This window comes from Cupriavidus cauae, assembly GCF_008632125.1.
In the GTDB taxonomy this organism is placed as follows: Bacteria; Pseudomonadota; Gammaproteobacteria; order Burkholderiales; family Burkholderiaceae; genus Cupriavidus; species Cupriavidus cauae.
The window spans coordinates 198,179-212,406 of the sequence record NZ_VWRN01000053.1; the positions used below are offsets into that span (position 1 = coordinate 198,179).

Here is a 14,228-nt window from a genome sequence, read left to right on the forward strand (position 1 = left end):
TGGCTATTGCACTGCGCTGGCCTGCCGCGGCAACCTCAACCCCACCTGCACGATCCGGCCATCCTCCATGCGCACCGCGGTCAAGGTCAGGCCCGCAATCTCCACCGTGTCGCCCTCCACCGGCGGCGTGGCGAAGGCGTTCAGCATCGCGGCCTCCAGCGTCGACGGATACTCGCCCGGCGTCAGATCCCGCGTGCCATACAACCCGGCCACATCGCGCAGCAGCGCGTCGCCCGACAGCACGAAGTCATGCGGCACCTGCTGCCATGCCGGTGCGCGCTCCGGCGTGCGGAACAGCCGGGCCAGCGTCGGCACGCTGCTCGCCGGCGCCAGCACCGAAACCGTATCGCCGGCCTGCAGAACGGCCTGCTCGAGCGGCAGCAACGCCTCGCCGCGGGCCACGGTCATCAGTCGACAACGCGGCGGCAATTCGACGCGGTCCCCGCGCACGCCGGTTACCGCGGACTCGGGCTCGACCTCGAACTGCATCAGGTCCATCGCCGGTGCGCGCGTGCCGTGCAGGCGTTCGCGCGCCAGCGGCTCGGGATACGCGGGCCGCAGCACCCGGCCGAGCCGCGCGGCCAGCGGCACCGTCGTTCCCTGCAGCAGCAGGCTGGCCAGCACCACGGCAAAGGCGATGCGGAACAACAGGCCGGCGTCGGGCATGCCTTGCAGCAGCGGAAACAGCGCCAGCACGATCGGCACCGCGCCGCGCAGTCCCATCCAGGCAATGAAGCCCTTCTCGCGCGCGTTGAAGCGGAACGGCAGCAGCGAGATCCAGACCGCGAGCGGGCGGGCCACCAGCATCAGGAACAGCGCCACGGCCATCGCTGGCACCGCCACGTCCCAGATCCGGTGCGGCGTCACCAGCAGGCCCAGCAGCAGGAACATCGCCGACTGGGCCAGCCACGCCATGCCATCCATCGCCCGCATCGCGTCCGGGCTCACGGCGCGGTCGCGGTTGCCGATCAGCATGCCGGTCAGATACACGGCCAGAAATCCGCTGCCGCCTGCGGTCTGCACGATCGCAAACACCATGGCGCCGCCCGAACACAGCAGGATCGCCTGCAGGCCTTCTGCCACCCGAATGCGCTCCAGCACATTGGCCAGGCAATAGCCCAGCGCCAGGCCCATCGCGCCGCCGACGCCGAACTGCACCAGCAACCGCCACAGCAGCGCGCCACCGCTCAGCCCTGCCGGCGCATGGATCCACTCGATCAGCGTCAGCGTCAGGAAGATCGCCATCGGATCGTTGATGCCCGATTCGATCTCGAGCACGCTGGCGACCCGCTCCTTGAGCCGGACGCCGCTGCTGTTGAGCAGCGAGAAGACCGCGGCCGCGTCGGTCGAGCCGACGATGGCGCCCAGCAGCAGGCCGAGCTTCCAGTCGATCTCCAGCACCCAGGCCGCGAACAGGCCCACCAGCCCGGTGGTCAGCAGCACGCCGACCGTCGCCAGCGCCAGCGACGGCCGCAACGCGACGCGAAAGGTCGCGTACTGCGTGCGCAGCCCGCCATCGAGCAGGATCACGGCCAGCGCCAGATTGCCGACCAGAAAGCTGAGCCAGGTATTGGAGAAGCGGATGCCGCCCGGGCCGTCGACACCGGCCAGCATGCCGACCAGCAGGAATACCAGCAGAAACGGCACGCCGATGCGCGAAGAGAAGGCGCCGACGACGATGCCGAGGGACATCACCACGGCGCCGATCAGGATCACGTGTTCAATGCTTTCCAAACTGGCCCTTGCAACGATTACGGTGGAGGAGGCGGAGACAACCACGCGGCGACGCACCGGCGCACTGACGCACGACGCACTGACGCACTGGGCACTGGTGCAGCGGCGCTGCGGGCGCAGAGGCGCACAGGCGCACAGGCGCACAGGCGCACAGGCGTGACAGCGCAGCATGACGGCCGCCGCGCCGCCGATGATAGCCGACGGCCATGTCGGCCCCCCTTGGCCCGGCGCATCCCCGTCCCGCGCGATGCGCGGGACCGCCTCTGCGCGGACCTAGGGAGATACCCTCACATTGACCAAGTTTGCAGACATCTGAAAGGTCGCTGAAAGGTGGCCCCCTTACCTTCCCCCTGCCTGCGGACGGGGAGGGTGCCGCGCGTGGTTTCGTTGCACCGCACAAACGCTGCAACGGCCCGTCGCGACGCCATGAGACCAGCGCATCGACGCGCGGCTCACAGCACCGCAAGCGCCAGTTTTGTCAAATCGAGGAGAATCATTTTGCGCATACGTAGCCAAAAGGACTTTGCCTCCGGCCTGATGTTCATCCTGGTCGGATTCGGCTTTTCCTGGGTCGCTCGCGGCTATTCGATGGGAACTGCCGCGAAGATGGGTCCGGGGTATTTCCCGTTCTGGCTCGGCGTCGTGCTTGCCCTGCTGGGCGTGCTGGTGCTGATCGGATCGATGTCCAGCAAGGGCGAGGGCGATGAACTGGCCCGCTGGGATATCAAGCTGTTGCTGTGGATCCTCGGTTCGGTGGTGCTGTTCGGCCTGCTGCTCAAGCCGCTGGGCATGGTGCTGTCGGTGATCGTGCTGGTGCTGGTGTCTTCGATGGCCAGCCACGAGTTCACCTGGCGCGGCGCGATCCTGAACACCATCGTGCTGGTGCTGATCAGCATGGGCGCCTTCGTCTACGGCATCAATCTGCAGATGCCGGTGTGGCCGGCCTTCATTACCGGCTAAGGAGCGCCAGATGGAACTGCTAACCAACCTGGGCATCGGCTTCTCGACCGCCCTGACCTTCCAGAACCTGGCCTACGCCTTCCTCGGCTGCCTGCTCGGCACGCTGATCGGCGTGCTGCCCGGCCTGGGACCGCTCGCGACCATCGCGATGCTGCTGCCGATCACCTACACGCTGCCGCCGGTGGCCGCGCTGATCATGCTGGCGGGCATCTACTACGGCGCCCAGTACGGCGGCTCGACCACCGCGATCCTGGTCAATCTGCCCGGCGAATCGTCCTCGGTGGTGACAACCATCGACGGCTATCAGATGGCGCGGCGTGGCCGCGCCGGGGTGGCACTGGCGACCGCGGGCATGGGTTCGTTCTTCGCCGGCTGCGTGGCCACGCTGATCCTGGCCGGCTTTGCCGCGCCGCTGTCGGAACTGGCCTTCAAGTTCGGCCCCGCCGAGTACTTCTCGCTGATGGTGCTGGGCCTGATCGGCGCGGTGGTGCTGGCCTCGGGCTCGCTGGTCAAGGCGATCGCGATGATCGTGCTGGGCCTGCTGCTGGGCCTGGTCGGTACCGACGTGAACTCGGGCGCGGCGCGCTTCTCGTTCGACGTGCCGGAACTGACCGACGGCCTGAACTTTGTGGCCGTGGCGATGGGTATCTTCGGCTTCGCGGAAATCATCGCGAACCTGGAGCAACGCGAAAAGCGCGAGACCTTCACCGACAGCATCACCAACCTGTTCCCGACCAAGGAAGACTTCAGGCGCATGATCCCGGCGGTGCTGCGCGGCACCGTGCTCGGTTCCGCGCTGGGCATCCTGCCGGGCGGCGGCGCCTCGCTGGCTTCGTTCGCGGCCTACACGCTGGAGAAGAAGTCGTCGAAGTATCCGCACGAGTTCGGCAAGGGTGCGATCGAAGGCGTGGCGGGTCCCGAGTCGGCCAACAACGCCGCTTCGCAGACCTCCTTCATCCCGCTGCTGACGCTGGGCATTCCGCCCAACGCGGTGATGGCGCTGATGGTCGGTGCGATGACGATCCACAACATCCAGCCGGGTCCGCAGGTGATGACCAGCAACCCGCAGCTGTTCTGGGGCCTGATCGCCTCGATGTGGATCGGCAACCTGATGCTGATCATCCTGAACCTGCCGCTGATCGGCATCTGGGTCAAGCTGCTGAAGGTGCCCTACCGCTTCCTGTACCCGGCCATCCTGACGTTCTGCTGTATCGGCGTCTACTCGGTCCAGAACACCACCTTCGACGTGTTCCAGACCGCGGCCTTCGGCGTGGTGGGCTATCTGTTCCTGAAGCTCAAGTGCGAACCGGCGCCGCTGCTGCTCGGCTTCGTGCTCGGACCGATGATGGAAGAGAACTTCCGCCGCACGCTGCTGCTCTCGCGTGGCGAGTTCACGGTATTCTTCACCCGTCCGCTGTCGCTGAGCCTGCTGATCGCCGCCGCGATCCTGGTGCTGATCGTGGCCCTGCCGTCGATCAAGGCCAAGCGCGAGGAAGCGTTCCAGGAAGAGTAAGAAGCAACACGCAACACGTGAAACGGGGTGCCAGCCGGCACCCCGTTTTTTTTTGGGGGGGTCGGGTCGAACGCCCCCTAGCGCGGCTCGCAGAACAGCGCCGCGCAGGCGGCCCGGATCGCCTCGGTGATGTGCCGGCGCGAATGATCGCGCCGCTCCAGCATGCCGATGGTGCGCCATACCGGCTCGCCGCCCGCCTCCAGTGGCAGCACCCGCAGCGCCTCGTCGTCGCGCCAGCGCGCCCGCTGCAGCAGCGGCACGACCGTCACGCCGACCTGCTGCCGCACCAGTTCGACCAGCGCCTCGATCGAATTGAGTTCGAGGAATTCATTGACACGCAGGTGCGCGCGCCGCAGGGCCCGCTCGACCAGCATGCCGGTCAGCTGGGTCCGGTCGAAGCGCAGGAAGGCCTGGCCAGCCAGCGCCTGGCGCGCGTCCGTGGCGGCGCTGCCGGCGGCGGCGATCGCCACCAGCGGCTCGCGATACAGCGGCGTCCAGCGCAGCGCCCCCGCCAGCCGGCCCGGCCCCTCCACCACGATCGCCGCATCGAGCTCGCCTGCCTCGACCAGCGTGGCCAGCTCGATCGACTTGGCGCCGACCAGCCGCACGTCCAGCGCCGGATGCTCGGTCTTCATGCTGGCCACCACATGCGACAGGCCGCCCATCACCGACACCACGGCGCCGACGGCGACCGCGCCGGCCATCGCCTCGGGCGTCTCCGGCGCGGCGCGCATCTCGTCGTACAGTGCCAGCAGCTGTCGTGCGCGCGGCAGCAGTTCCCGCCCGCCCGCGTTGAGCACCACCACGCGGCCGGTCCGGTCGAACAGGTCGCGCCGCAGTTCGCCCTCGAGCGCGCGCATCTGCAGGCTGACCGCCGCCTGGGTCAGCGCCACATGGCCGGCGGCGGCGGCGAAGGAGCCGTGCTCGGCGACGGCGACGAAAGTACGAAGGAACCGGATGGTGCTCATAAAGTAAGAGGGAAGCAGGTCAACGCGGGGCCGGCAGGCCGGATGCAGCCCGGGTCTGGCGTAACGGCCTTAAGCAAAACTTGAGAAGCAAGCAAGAAATATTAGCTTTCATTATGTAAAGCTGCACGGAATAATGCGCCATCGGCCGGCCCGCCGGCATCGAACCGACAACGTTCACGGAGATTGAAGATGACATCCTGGCTGCGCCTGCTGGGCACCAGCCTGGCGGCGACGCTGGCCTTTGCCGCCGCGCCCGCCCTGGCCGAGAGCTATCCCGCCAAGCCGATCCGCCTGATCGTGCCCTTCCCCGCCAGCGGCGCGACCGACCTGCTGGCGCGCGCCATTGCGCAGAAGGTCGGCGCCAACCTCGGCCAGCAGGTGGTGGTCGACAACCGGCCTGGCGCCGGCGGCGCGATCGGCTCCGACATGGCCGCCAAAGCCCCGGCGGACGGCTACACGCTGCTGATGGCCACCAGCAGCACGCATTCGATCGGACCGCATATCCATCCGCGCCTGCCGTACAACGTGCAGACCGATTTCACGCCGATCGGCCAGGTCGCCAGCGCCACCAATCTGCTGGTGGTGTCGAACCATCTGCCGGTGAACAGCGTCAAGGAACTGATCGCCTATGCGAAGGCGCATCCCGGCGAACTGAACTACGCGTCCAGCGGCAACGGCACCGTGGTCCACCTGATGGCCGAAGCCTTTAGCGCGCAGGCTGGTGTCCAGCTGACGCACATTCCGTACAAGGGCACCGCGCTGTCGATCGCCGACCTGATCTCGGGCAAGGTGCATATCCTGTTCGACAGCATCGTCACCGGCCTGCCGCACGTGCGCGACGGCAAGCTCAAGGCGCTGGCGGTGACCAGCCCGAAGCGCTCGTCGCTGGTGCCCGACGTGCCGACCGTCGGCGAATCGGGCCTGCCCGGCTTCGTCAGCGAAACCTGGTTCGGCATCTATGGCCCGAAGAACCTGCCGGCCGACCTCGTTACCCGCCTGAACGCGGAGTTCAACAAGGCGATCCAGGCGCCGGAGGTCAAGGAACGGCTGGCCAAGCTCGGCGCCGAGCCGGTCGGCGGCACGCCCGCGCAGTTCGCGTCGGTCGTCAGCAAGGAAAGCGCCCGCTGGGGCAAACTGATCAAGGACCGCAACATCACCGCGGAATAACGCCAAGACCGAATAACGCCAAGAGACAAGAGACACGCCATGCAGACCTTCGACTGGACCAATCCCTACCCCTCCGTGCGCATTCCGCTGTTCGCGCGCAACGTGGTATCGACCTCGCACCCGCTGGCCGCGCAGGCCGGCCTGCGCATGCTGCTCAAGGGCGGCAATGCGATCGACGCGGCAATCGCCGCCGCCGCCGCGATCACCATCGTCGAGCCGGTCTCCTGCGGCCTGGGCAGCGATGCCTTCGCGATCCTGTGGGACGGCAAGCAGCTGCACGGCCTGAACTCGTCGGGGGTGGCGCCGGCCGCATGGAATCCCGAGTACTTCCGCAACAAGTACGGCGAGGAAGGCAATGGCATCGCCAAGCGGCCGATCCGCGGCTGGGACAGCGTCACCGTGCCCGGCGTGGTGGCTGGCTGGGCCGCGCTGCACGAGCGCTTCGGCAAGCTGCCGTTCGCCGACCTGATGGAGCCGGCCATCGAGATCGCCGAGCGCGGCTATGCCGTGCCGCCGATCGTCGCGCACAAGTGGGCCGCCGCGGTGCCGGACCTGAAGGACCAGCCGGGCTACGCCGACACCTTCATGCCGAACGGCCGCGCGCCGCATACCGGCGAGAAGTTCGTGATGAAGGCCGCCGCCGAAACGCTGCGCCGCATCGGCGCCAGCGGCGGCCGGGACTACTACGAAGGCCGGATCGCCGAGCGCATCGCCGCCTTCAGCAAGGAGTGCGGCGGCGCGATGACGCTGGCCGACCTGCGCGACTACCGTCCGGACTGGGTCGAGCCGATCCGCAAGTCCTATCGCGGCTACGAGATCCACGAGATTCCTCCCAACGGCCAGGGCATCGCCGCGCTGATGGCGCTCGGCATCCTGGACAACTTCGACGTCGCCAACCTGCCAGTCGATTCGATCGACTCGCAGCATCTGCAGATCGAGGCGATGAAGCTGGCGTTCGCCGACCTGTACCGCTACGTGTCCGACCCGCGCAGCATGGAAGTCACGCCGGAGCAGATGCTCGACGACGCCTACCTGAAGTCGCGCGCCAGGCTGATCGACATGAAGCGCGCCACGCATTTCGACTTCGGCATGCCCAAGGTCGGGGGCACCATCTACCTGACCGCGGCCGACGAGAACGGCATGATGATCTCGTTCATCCAGTCGAACTACATGGGCTTCGGCTCCGGCGTGGTCGTGCCCGGCACCGGCATCAGCCTGCAGAACCGCGGCGTCGGCTTCTCGATGGATCCGAAGTCGCCCAATGTGGTGGCCGGCGGCAAGCGCCCGTTCCACACCATCATCCCGGCCTTCATGACGCGCAACGGCCAGCCGGTGATGAGCTTCGGCGTGATGGGTGGCGACATGCAGCCGCAGGGCCATCTGCAGACCGTGGTGCGCATGCTCGACTACAAGCAGCAGCCGCAGGCGGCCTGCTGCGCGCCGCGCTGGAAGGTCAACCGCGACTTCACGCTGGACGTCGAGGCCACCATGAACGCTGCCACCGTCGCCGGCCTGAAGGACCGCGGCCACCAGCTCAAGTCGGTGGCCGACCCGTACATGGACTTCGGCTCGGGCCAGTTCATCTGGCGCCTGTCGGAAGACCCCGAGCACGGCTATGTCGCCGCCAGCGACAGCCGCCGGGACGGGCAGGCGGTGGGCTTCTGACGGTCCCCCGCTCTCGCTGTCCCCTGGACACTCATTGCGCCGGCTCCATGCCGGCGTTTTTTTTGCTTCCCGACAATGCCTTGTGTATTCAAATCTCTCCATGTATAAACGATGTTGAAACATTCCCACCACGACCCGATACTTGCGCCACAGGAGGCTCAAATGGCCAAAGCAGCCAGACTGACCATCCAGAAATGGGGAAATAGCCTTGCCGTCAGGATCCCCTCCGCGGTAGCGAGGTCGGCGCGCTTTGTAGAAGGACAGGAGGTCGAGGTGCAGGTGGAAGAGGTGGGAGTGACCGTCAAGCCTGTGGGAAAGCGGGCCATGACGCTTGACGAGAAGCTGGCCTTGTTTGACCCGGCCGTCCACGGCGGAGAAGTCATGGTGGCGCCACCGGTCGGTGCGGAGGCGATGTAGCGATGCCGAAGAGCGCGTGGGTACCCGATCGCCGCGATATTGTGTGGATCGAATGCAGCCCGCAGATCGGGCGGGAAATGAAAGACCGACACCCGTTGCTCGTCTTGTCGCCACGGGCGTTCAATGAAAAAACCGGCCTGGTCATCGGCTTGCCGATGACGACGGCCGCCTACAACGAGACCAACCCGTTTGCCATCAAGCTCGAAGGTGTCGGCAAGCTGTCGGCCTACATCCTCGCGCATCAGCCAAAAACCTTCGACTGGCGCGGCCGGCACGCCAAGCCCCATCCCTGGAAGCAGGCACCGCCGGATGCCTTCGCGGCGGCGTGCGAGCAATTGAATCAGATCGTCTGTCTGTGCGGCTGATGCGAGGATGGGAACTGGCCTGATGCCGGGCTAGCGAACTGTATATGGCTCGGGCGCGCCATCGTCCTACACTGGCACCCTGTCCCTACCCGATGCCACCGCCATGTCCAGCTACGCCTTCCGCCTGCTCAATGTCTTTGCCGAATCGACCTTCGGCGGCAATCCCCTGTGCGTGTTCGAGGACGGGCGCGGGCTGGACGACGCGACCATGCAGGCGCTGGCGCTGCAGTTCAATCTGTCCGAGACGACCTTCATCCTGCCCTCGGAGCGGGCCGACGCGATGGTGCGGATCTTCACGCCCGGCTACGAGATGCGCTTCGCCGGCCATCCGACGCTGGGCACCGCGCATGCGGTACGGGCGCTGCGCGGCACCGGCGATGCGCTGACGCTCGAGTTCAAGGCCGGCCTGGTACCGGTGCGCGCGCACGGCGATGTCTGGACCTTCACGGCGCCGCATCGCGGCCAGCCAAGGACCGCGCCGGCGCAACTGCCGGATGCGGAAGTGGCCGCGCTGCTCGGGCTGCGAGCCGATGATCTGGCCGGCTCGCCGATCTGGGTCGATACCGGCGCCGACCAGCTGCTGGTGCCGCTGAACAGCCCGGACGCCGTGCGCCGCGCGGCGCCCGACGGCAGCCGCCTGGACGCCTGGCCAGCCAGCAGCCTCGGCCGCAAGACCGCCTATCTGTTCGCCTTCGACCCGCAGCAGCCGGGGCGCGTGGTAGCGCGCTACTTCTTCACCAAGCAGGGCGGCGGCGTGGCCGAGGACCCGGGCACCGGCTCGGCCTGCGCCAACCTGGGGGGCTGGCTGCTGGCCACCGGCCATGCCTTGCCGGCCCGCTACGAGATCGCGCAGGGCGACCTGGTCGAGCGGCCCTGCCGGCTGCGGCTGGAGGTCGATGCCGACGATGGCGAGGGCGCGATCCGCGTCGGCGGCCGCGTGATCGAGATCGGCCGCGGCACCGTCACGCTGTAGACTTGCCGTTGCCGCGCACGGCGTCCAACGCGCACGATCCACCCGATCCGCCGCACTGCGCCCAACGCGCACGGTCCACCCCGTTCCGCCCTGCTCTTCCACCTCGCTCCGACCGCCAATCCGCCATGACCGACCACACCATCACCACGCTGGCAGACCTGGAAACGCACTACGGCAAACCCGCGCCGGCCTCGCTGGCCAAGGAAGTCGATTACCTGCACCCGCACTACCGCGCCTTCGTCGAGGCCTCGCCGTTCTGCCTGCTGTCGACGGTGGCCGACGGCATGGCCGAATGCTCGCCGCGCGGCGACGCGCCGGGCTTCGTCAAGGTGCTGGACGACCGCACGCTGCTGCTGCCGGACCGCCGCGGCAATAACCGCATCGACAGCCTGCGCAACATCCTGGCCGACCCGCGCGTCGGCCTGCTGTTCCTCGTGCCGGGCGTCGACGAGACGCTGCGCGTGGCGGGCACGGCGACGATTTCGACCGATCCCGAGCTGATCGCCCAATGCACGGTCGACGGCAAGGCGCCCTCCACCGTGCTGCTGATCGCGATCCGCTCGGTGTTCTTCCAGTGCGCCCGCGCGCTGGTGCGTTCGCGCCTGTGGTCGCCGGAGGCGCAGATTCCGCGCAGCGCGCTGCCGAGCACCGGCACCATCCTGGCGACGCTGAGCCGCGATGCGATCGACGGCCGCGCGTACGACGCCGAACTGCCGCAGCGGATCCGCCAGACGCTGTACTGAGGGCCGTGGGGCTTGGGGGCCGTGGGGCTTGGGGGCCGTGGGGCCGTGGGGCCTCGAAGCCTCGAAGCCCCGGGGTCTCGGGTCTCGGGGTCTCGGGGTCTCGGGGTCTCGGGGTCTCGGGGTCTCGGGGTCTCCGGGTCTCGGGGTCTCGGGGTTGCGGGTTCTCGGCGGCGTGGCGGCGCGCGTCTCGGGGCCGCGGGACCGCGCGAGCGAGGGGCGCAAGACCACACCTGCCCCATAACCCCGTGTTAAGCCGGTGCGATAAAACGGCATACGACATGGGGAGTGGCGCTCCTTACACTGGGCCTTGCCCGTGCGCTCCACCGTTCGAGCGGCACGCGGCGGGAGGCCCATGAACGATATCGTCGACCTGCTCGAGACCCGGGCCCGCGAACAACCGGATCGGCTGCTGCTGGCCTGGGAGCCATTCGAAGGCCCCGCGCGCGAATGGACGCGCGGCGCATTCCTCGATGACGTCCGCCGCGTCGCCGGCGGACTGGCCCGGCGCGGCGTGCGGCCCGGCGATCGCGTGCTGCTGCATGCCAACAACTGTCCCGAATTCCTGCTGACCTGGTTCGCCTGCGCCTGGCGGGGCGCGGTGTGCGTGGTGCTCAATCCCAAGTCGGCAAGCGACGAGCTGGCCTTCTTCGCCGACCACACCGGCGCGGTCGGCATCGTGACGCAGCGCGGCTTGCCCGGTACGCCTCCTTCCCTCCATTCCGGCGCTCACCACCTTCGCTGGCAGATCGTCATCGATGCGGACGATGCCGACCATGCCCACGATGCGGACGATGCCGACCATGCCGACGATGCGGCCCATGCAATCGGCTTCGAGTCGTTGCACGATGCCCCGATCGAACGCGCGCGATTGGACTCGCTTGCGCCCGGCAGCATGATGTTCACCTCCGGCACCTCGTCGCGCCCGAAGGCCGTGGTCTGGTCGCGCGCGAACGCGCTATGGGCGGCGCAATTGTGTGCCGCCGGCATCGGCCTGCTGTCCTCCGATATCGTCCTGATCCCGCTGCCGCTCTATCACGTCGTGGGCCTGGCCTGGAGCGTGCTGCCGGCCCTGCAGGCAGGCGCGGCCATCGTGCTGCAGCCGCGCTTCTCGGCGAGCCGCTTCTGGCCGATGGCGCTGGCGCGGCGCTGCACCTTTGCCCCGCACGTCCAGTTCACCAGTGCGGCGCTGTTCCGCCAGCCGGTCCCGCCGGCCCACCATTTCCGGCTGTGGTGCAACTCGGTCTGGCTGCCGGACCACGAGCGGCATTTCCGCGTGCCGATCCTCGGCTGGTGGGGCATGACCGAACTGGTCGCGCCCGGCATCCTGGGACGCGCGAACCGGCCGGTCGCCCCGGGCGCCATTGGCCTGGTCGCACCGGGCTATGCGGCCCGGATGGCAGACAGCCACAGCATGTCGCTGGCGCCGGGCGAGGTCGGCGAGCTCGAGATCCTCGGCGAGCGCGGGCGGACATTGTTTGCCGGCTACTTCAACGACGAGGATGCCAACGCGGCCGCCTTCACCGCAGACGGCTGGTTCCGCACCGGCGATCGCATGAAGGTTCACGCCGACGGCTCGATCCAGTTTCTGGAGCGGGCGCGCGATGTGATCAAGTGCGGCGGCGAAGGCGTGTCGCCGGCGGAAGTCGAACGCGTGGTCCGCGCGGTGCCGGGCGTGGCCGACGTCTCGGTCGTGGGCCGCGCGGATGGCGCGATGGGCGAGGTCGCGGTGGCCTTCGTGGTGCCGGCCGATCCGAACGCTGCCACCGAAGCGTTGTCCCGCGCGATCGACGCGGCGTGCCGCGCGCAGCTCGCCGGCTTCAAGGTGCCGCGCGAGATCCGGTTTCTGGCCAGCCTGCCGCTGGTCGGCATCAACAAGGTCGCCAAGGGCCAACTGCGCCGCCTTGCCGCGCGGACCGACACCGACACCGACACCGACACCAGCACCGGCACCGGCACCGGCACCGGCACCAGCAGCACCGGCACCGGCACCGGCACCGGCACCGGCTCCGGCACCGACACCAGCACCGGCACCAGCAGCACCGGTACCGGCTCCGGCTGCGGCACCAGGACCGTGACCGACGACCGCGACCGCGATTTGCCAGCCCGAGCCAAAGGAGGCCCAGCATGAAAGCCATCGTCACGCTCCTGTCCATGATGCTGGCCTGCGGCGGCTCGGCGCTGGCCGAGGAGTTTCCAACGCGCACCGTCACGCTGGTGGTGCCGGCCGCGCCCGGCGGACCGAGCGACGCGCTGGCGCGCACGCTGGCCGAGAAACTGAAGACCACGCTCGGCCAGAGCGTCGTCACCGAGAACCGCGGCGGCGCCAACGGCACCATCGGGGTCAACTCGGTGGTGCGCAGCAAGGCCGATGGCCATACGGTGCTGTTCTCGGTCGACGGGCCGCTGACCACCATTCCGGCGCTGATGCCGGACACGCCCTACGATGCGTCGCGCGACCTGATGCCGGTGGCGATCGTCGGCGATGGCGGCGACGTGGTGCTGGCGGTGCCGGCGGATTCGCCCGCGAAGACGGCGCAGGAACTGGCGGCGCTGCTGCGCCAGCGGCCGGACAAGGCCAACTATGTATCGTCCGGCGCCGGCTTTCCCAGCCATGTCGTCGGCGAACTTTACAAGCGCGAGGCCAAGGCATCGGCCCAGCATGTGCCGATGAAGGGTGCCGGCGCGGCGATGGTGGAACTGCTGTCCGGCCGCTACAGCTTCTCGTTCCCGCCCGCGAGCCTGGCGATCTTGCAGCAGAAGGCCGGCAAGATCCGCGTGCTGGCCGTGGCGGGCGAGCGCCGCAACACGCTGTTCCCGGACGTGCCCACGCTGGCCGAAGCGGGTTACCCCGATATCGCCGCCCCCGGCTACTGGATCGCGACCTATGTGCCGGCCGCCACGCCGCGCGCGACGGTGGAACGGCTCGCGGCCGCCATCCGCGGCGTCACCCACGCGCCGGACTTCGCGCCGCTGCTGCAGGCGCAGGGCATGGTCGCCTCGGACCTGTCGCCCGAGCAGATCCGCGCGCGCGTGCAGCGCGAATCCGCATACTGGCGGCGGACCATCGAGCAACTGAACATCAGGATGGAATGAGGCGGCGATGGCCAGTCCCATCGATTTCTATTTCGACTTCATCTCGCCCTACGGCTACTTCGGCTCGACGCAGATCGATGCGCTCGCGGCCCGTCATGGCCGCACCGTGGTGTGGCGCCCTTTCCTGCTTGGCGTCACGGTGGTCAAGATCATGGGTCTGAAGCCGCTGATGGAGACGCCGCTGAAGTCGGACTATCTGCGGCTCGACAAGCCCCGCATGGCGCGGATATTGGGCGTGCCCTTCGTCCAGCGCGATATGCGCGGCGTCAGCTCGGTCAAGGCCTCACGGGCCTTCCTGGCACTGGACGAACGCGATCCGGCGCAGGCGAAGCGCTTCGCGCAGCGGGTCTTCGCCAGGCTGTGGGCGCGCGGGGAGGACATCACGGATCTCGACGCGGTGCTGGAGGAAGCCGCGGCGGTCGGCGCCGATACCGGCTGGCTGGCGGCCGAGATCGCCTCGCCCGAGGGCAAGCGACGGCTCGAAGCGGCGGTGGACCATGCCGTTGCGCAAGGCGTCTTCGGCGCGCCCTTCTTTATCGTCGACGGCGAGCCGGTGTGGGGCGTCGATCGGCTGTGGCTGGTGGAACGGCTGCTGAACAAGTCGGCCTGAGAACCGATGCTGGAAGTGCG

General features: G+C 68.4%; 13 protein-coding genes. 11 read left to right on the forward strand and 2 right to left on the reverse strand.

All coding sequences use genetic code 11. The annotated features are described in order from the left end of the window. Nucleotides 1–3 precede the first annotated feature (3 nt). Nucleotides 4–1,734, reverse strand: coding sequence for a potassium/proton antiporter (locus F1599_RS19865; protein ID WP_150084210.1), 1,731 nt, complete (start codon nucleotides 1,732–1,734; stop codon nucleotides 4–6). A gap of 498 nt (nucleotides 1,735–2,232) precedes the next feature. Between F1599_RS19865 and F1599_RS19870 the strand changes: the two genes are divergently transcribed. Together F1599_RS19870 and F1599_RS19875 are read left to right on the forward strand one after the other, a co-directional pair. Further along, nucleotides 2,233–2,694, forward strand: a complete 462-nt coding sequence (locus F1599_RS19870) for a tripartite tricarboxylate transporter TctB family protein (protein WP_006578403.1) — start codon at nucleotides 2,233–2,235, stop codon at nucleotides 2,692–2,694. A gap of 10 nt (nucleotides 2,695–2,704) precedes the next feature. Further along, the gene (locus tag F1599_RS19875) at nucleotides 2,705–4,207 is read left to right on the forward strand and encodes a tripartite tricarboxylate transporter permease (protein ID WP_149317834.1); all 1,503 of its coding nucleotides are present in this window, start codon (nucleotides 2,705–2,707) and stop codon (nucleotides 4,205–4,207) included. Nucleotides 4,208–4,284: 77 nt separating this feature from the next. Here F1599_RS19875 and F1599_RS19880 read toward each other — a convergent pair whose 3' ends face one another. Then, nucleotides 4,285–5,175 carry a LysR substrate-binding domain-containing protein gene (locus F1599_RS19880; RefSeq protein WP_149317833.1) on the reverse strand — a complete coding sequence of 297 codons (891 nt, stop codon included), beginning with the start codon at nucleotides 5,173–5,175 and terminating at the stop codon, nucleotides 4,285–4,287. Between the two features lie 189 nt (nucleotides 5,176–5,364). On the opposite strand from F1599_RS19880, the gene F1599_RS19885 reads away from it, so the two are divergent. From F1599_RS19885 to F1599_RS19925, 9 genes are all read left to right on the forward strand, one after another. Continuing rightward, on the forward strand, nucleotides 5,365–6,342 hold the full coding sequence (locus F1599_RS19885) for a Bug family tripartite tricarboxylate transporter substrate binding protein (RefSeq protein ID WP_149317832.1): 978 nt from the start codon (nucleotides 5,365–5,367) through the stop codon (nucleotides 6,340–6,342). A 39-nt stretch (nucleotides 6,343–6,381) separates the two neighbouring features. Beyond that, on the forward strand, nucleotides 6,382–8,007 hold the full coding sequence (gene ggt / locus F1599_RS19890; protein ID WP_149317831.1) for a gamma-glutamyltransferase: 1,626 nt from the start codon (nucleotides 6,382–6,384) through the stop codon (nucleotides 8,005–8,007). A 162-nt stretch (nucleotides 8,008–8,169) separates the two neighbouring features. Then, entirely contained in the window at nucleotides 8,170–8,424 is a 255-nt protein-coding gene (locus tag F1599_RS19895) for an AbrB/MazE/SpoVT family DNA-binding domain-containing protein (protein WP_150084211.1), read from the forward strand. 2 nt (nucleotides 8,425–8,426) lie between these two features. After that, nucleotides 8,427–8,789 carry a type II toxin-antitoxin system PemK/MazF family toxin gene (locus F1599_RS19900; RefSeq protein ID WP_150084212.1) on the forward strand — a complete coding sequence of 121 codons (363 nt, stop codon included), beginning with the start codon at nucleotides 8,427–8,429 and terminating at the stop codon, nucleotides 8,787–8,789. A 103-nt stretch (nucleotides 8,790–8,892) separates the two neighbouring features. Continuing rightward, nucleotides 8,893–9,762: a PhzF family phenazine biosynthesis protein gene (locus F1599_RS19905; protein ID WP_150084213.1), complete on the forward strand. Its 870-nt coding sequence runs from the start codon at nucleotides 8,893–8,895 to the stop codon at nucleotides 9,760–9,762. Between the two features lie 125 nt (nucleotides 9,763–9,887). After that, on the forward strand, nucleotides 9,888–10,505 hold the full coding sequence (locus F1599_RS19910) for a pyridoxamine 5'-phosphate oxidase family protein (RefSeq protein WP_149317827.1): 618 nt from the start codon (nucleotides 9,888–9,890) through the stop codon (nucleotides 10,503–10,505). Between the two features lie 352 nt (nucleotides 10,506–10,857). Then, nucleotides 10,858–12,633, forward strand: coding sequence for an AMP-binding protein (locus tag F1599_RS19915; protein WP_150084214.1), 1,776 nt, complete (start codon nucleotides 10,858–10,860; stop codon nucleotides 12,631–12,633). Further along, on the forward strand, nucleotides 12,630–13,598 hold the full coding sequence (locus tag F1599_RS19920; protein WP_150084215.1) for a Bug family tripartite tricarboxylate transporter substrate binding protein: 969 nt from the start codon (nucleotides 12,630–12,632) through the stop codon (nucleotides 13,596–13,598). The genes F1599_RS19915 and F1599_RS19920 overlap by 4 nt, the downstream gene beginning before the upstream one ends. Before the next feature lie 7 nt (nucleotides 13,599–13,605). Continuing rightward, the gene (locus F1599_RS19925; protein WP_150084216.1) at nucleotides 13,606–14,208 is read left to right on the forward strand and encodes a 2-hydroxychromene-2-carboxylate isomerase; all 603 of its coding nucleotides are present in this window, start codon (nucleotides 13,606–13,608) and stop codon (nucleotides 14,206–14,208) included. Nucleotides 14,209–14,228 lie beyond the last annotated feature (20 nt).

What these genes read in the sequence shown, in the direction of transcription:
- F1599_RS19875 (WP_149317834.1), top strand. Translation starts at nt 2,705, where the DNA reads ATGGAACTGCTAACCAACCTGGGCATCGGCTTCTCGACCGCCCTGACC.
- F1599_RS19880 (WP_149317833.1), bottom strand. Translation starts at nt 5,175, where the DNA reads ATGAGCACCATCCGGTTCCTTCGTACTTTCGTCGCCGTCGCCGAGCAC.
- F1599_RS19885 (WP_149317832.1), top strand. Translation starts at nt 5,365, where the DNA reads ATGACATCCTGGCTGCGCCTGCTGGGCACCAGCCTGGCGGCGACGCTG.
- ggt (WP_149317831.1), top strand. Translation starts at nt 6,382, where the DNA reads ATGCAGACCTTCGACTGGACCAATCCCTACCCCTCCGTGCGCATTCCG.
- F1599_RS19895 (WP_150084211.1), top strand. Translation starts at nt 8,170, where the DNA reads ATGGCCAAAGCAGCCAGACTGACCATCCAGAAATGGGGAAATAGCCTT.
- F1599_RS19900 (WP_150084212.1), top strand. Translation starts at nt 8,427, where the DNA reads ATGCCGAAGAGCGCGTGGGTACCCGATCGCCGCGATATTGTGTGGATC.
- F1599_RS19905 (WP_150084213.1), top strand. Translation starts at nt 8,893, where the DNA reads ATGTCCAGCTACGCCTTCCGCCTGCTCAATGTCTTTGCCGAATCGACC.
- F1599_RS19910 (WP_149317827.1), top strand. Translation starts at nt 9,888, where the DNA reads ATGACCGACCACACCATCACCACGCTGGCAGACCTGGAAACGCACTAC.
- F1599_RS19915 (WP_150084214.1), top strand. Translation starts at nt 10,858, where the DNA reads ATGAACGATATCGTCGACCTGCTCGAGACCCGGGCCCGCGAACAACCG.
- F1599_RS19920 (WP_150084215.1), top strand. Translation starts at nt 12,630, where the DNA reads ATGAAAGCCATCGTCACGCTCCTGTCCATGATGCTGGCCTGCGGCGGC.
- F1599_RS19925 (WP_150084216.1), top strand. Translation starts at nt 13,606, where the DNA reads ATGGCCAGTCCCATCGATTTCTATTTCGACTTCATCTCGCCCTACGGC.